The organism is uncultured Anaerococcus sp. (assembly GCF_937934665.1).
Taxonomy (GTDB): Bacteria; Bacillota; Clostridia; order Tissierellales; family Peptoniphilaceae; genus Anaerococcus.
Genome location: NZ_CALGYW010000067.1, coordinates 1 through 2838, shown reverse-complemented (window position 1 = coordinate 2838; position 2838 = coordinate 1). Strand labels below are relative to the sequence as shown.

Below are 2838 nucleotides of genomic sequence, written 5' to 3'. Positions count from 1 at the left end.
TTCTTCTAATTCATCCAAATCTTCTTCATAAGGATCTTGATCTGATTCTTCAGATATCTGAAGGCTTTCGTCTTCTGTACTTTCTTCTAAATTATCTTCTAGGTTTTCTTCCTCAGTATCTTTTAGATTCTCTTTTTCTAAATCAAGACTATCTTCTAAGGTAGATTCCTCTTCTACTTCATTTACTGCAAGTATCTCATCTATTTCTTCTTCGCTTAGGTTATCAAATTCTAGTTTTGACTTGATATCTATCTTCCAGCCTGTTAGTCTTGCTGCAAGTCTTGCGTTTTGACCTTCCTTGCCTATGGCTAGGGATAATTGGTCATCTTCTACTACCACTAGGGACTTTTTATTTTTCTCATTTACAATAACTTCTATTATATCAGCTGGAGATAGGGCGTTTGATATAAAGGTCTCTATATCATTTGAATAATTTATTATATCAATCTTCTCTCCTTGAAGTGCATCAACTATGGTATTTACCCTAGCTCCCTTATATCCTATACAGGCTCCAACAGCATCGATTGTTTCATCATTTGAGAAAACTGCCATCTTAGTTCTTGAGCCTGCTTCTCTGGAAATTGAATATATTTCTATAATTCCGTCAGTTATTTCAGGAATTTCTAGTTCAAAAAGTCTTGTAACGAGATTTTCTGAAGACCTTGATAGGACAATTTGAGGGTCTTTGCCTGAATTCCTAACTTCCTTGATTAGAAATTTCATCCTCTCATTTGGGATGTACTGTTCTGTAGCAACTTGCTCTTTTAGTGGAACAATTCCCTCTATCCTGTCTAAATTTACATAAACATTATACTTATCAACTCTTTGGATAGAGCCTGTTATAAGTTCGTTTTCCCTATCTAGGTAGTCTCCAAATAAAGATTCCCTTTGGGCATCTCTTATTTTTTGAATTACAATGTTTCTTGCAGTTTGGGCTGCCACCCTGCCGAAGTTTTTAGGTACAAGTTTTATCCTTGCAGTGTCTCCCACAAAAAGTGTTGGATCTACTTCTTTGGCATCTTTTACGCTAATTTGGTTTATATTATCTACCACTTCATCTACTACTTCTTTTAGGGCATATACTCCTATTTCACCTGTATCGTGGTCGATAACTACATCAACATTTTCTTGGTTGTCATAATTTTTCTGATAACTTTTTACAAGCGCCTTTTCTAGAGCATCTAGGATTATTTCTTTTTCTACATTCTTATCCTTGCATAGCTCATCAAGGGCTAACATAAAGTCTTTGTTCATCTTATCTCCTTTTAGAACACTATCTCTATTTTTATTTCCTTTATATCTGATTTTTCTATTTCAATATCTTCGCCCTTATCATTGGCAAATACAATTAAATTTTCTTTGATATCTTTCAACTTAGCTAGGATAAGGTCTCCGTTTTTAAGCTTAATCTTTAGAGGCTCATCCTTATTTCTAAGGAGGTCCTTATCAGTCTTAAGTGGTCTTGATAGGTCTTGAGAGGATACTTCTAAGTAGTAGGAAGTTTTTATAAGGTCTAGTTCATCTAGTCTCTCATCTAAATATCCACTAACTCTCTCACAGTCATCAATTGTAATACCTTTTTCATTATAAATATAGAAAATCAACCTATGGCCGTCTTTACCTCCTATAAACTCAAGGTCAACAAGCTCATAACCTAAATCTTCTATTTCGCCTTCTAAGGCATCTTTTAATCTTTCTATTAAATCCATCTCAAATCTCCCCTAACATTAAAAAAAAGTGGAATTTCCGCCCCACTCTTACTATGTTTACTATACTTTCTTATCTATAAATATCAATATTCATAAGTCTTTAATTAGTTAATAAGAATTCAACAAATTATTGTTTTTCGAATTATATTTCATGTATAACTATTGTTATAAAAAGACTTTTCTTGTTAAATTTTAGGAAAAGGCTTGTATTATTTTTTTATTTATCTTATAATGAGTATAGAATAATAAATAAAGGAGGAAACAATGACACTATTTATTATTGGACTTATAATTTTGTTAGGAGGAGGATATCTCTATTCAAAATATGTTGAAAGTCAACTAGAACCAGACGATAGAGAAACTCCAGCAGTCAAAAAAGCCGACGGTGTCGACTTTGTTGTCATGAGTAAGACTAAAAACTGGCTTATTAACTTACTAAATATAGCCGGTACAGGCCCAATCTTAGGCCCTATCCAAGGTATCCTATTTGGTCCTATCGCTTTTATAGCCATTCCTATTGGTTGTGTAATAGCAGGTGCAGTCCACGACTTTATGACAGGATTTATTTCTATGAGAAACGGTGGTAGCCAGGTACCAAAACTTGTTGGTAAATACCTAGGTGGCGGAGTTAGGGCTTTTTATAATGTGATTATAGCCATCCTACTTCTCCTAACAGGTGTTGTATTTGTTTATACACCAGGAGATTTAATCGCTAAATTCGTCCTAGGAAAAGACCCAGAAGGTGCAGTTATTTGGATAATCTACGCTGTAATCTTTGCTTATTACATATTATCAACAGTAATGCCTATCGATAAGGTAATCGGTAAAATCTACCCATTCTTTGGAGCATTCTTAATAATATCTGCTATAGGCGTACTTATAGGTGTAATTGTAAAAGGTAATGCCCACCTTGCTTTTGAAGGCCAAGGCCTACTAGCAGACCACCCTAAGGGACAAAGATTTATCCCAGCATTCTTTATTACAGTTGCCTGTGGCATCCTATCAGGCTTCCACGGTTCTCAAGTAACCCTTGTTTCAAGAACTGTTAAAAGCGAAAAAGAAGCAAAATCGACCTTCTACTCTACAATGATAGCTGAAGGTTTTATAGCTATGATCTGGGCAGCAGGTG

The 2838-nt window shown here is 34.7% G+C and carries 3 protein-coding genes; 1 reads left to right on the top strand and 2 read right to left on the bottom strand.

Going from position 1 to position 2838, the window contains the following annotated elements:
• Both nusA and rimP read right to left on the bottom strand, forming a co-directional pair.
• Nucleotides 1-1254: transcription termination factor NusA (gene nusA / locus Q0410_RS04035; protein ID WP_299033080.1), on the bottom strand; the 1254-nt coding region annotated here is incomplete at its 3' end.
• Nucleotides 1255-1265: 11 nt separating this feature from the next.
• Entirely contained in the window at nucleotides 1266-1709 is a 444-nt protein-coding gene (gene rimP, locus Q0410_RS04030; protein WP_299033077.1) for a ribosome maturation factor RimP, read from the bottom strand.
• A 264-nt stretch (nucleotides 1710-1973) separates the two neighbouring features.
• Here rimP and Q0410_RS04025 point away from each other — a divergent pair.
• Nucleotides 1974-2838, top strand: an 865-nt coding sequence (locus Q0410_RS04025) for a carbon starvation CstA family protein (protein WP_299033074.1), incomplete at its 3' end; no start/stop codon positions are given.

Coding starts and splice junctions, on each gene's coding strand:
- rimP (WP_299033077.1), bottom strand. CDS start 1,709: ATGGATTTAATAGAAAGATTAAAAGATGCCTTAGAAGGCGAAATAGAA.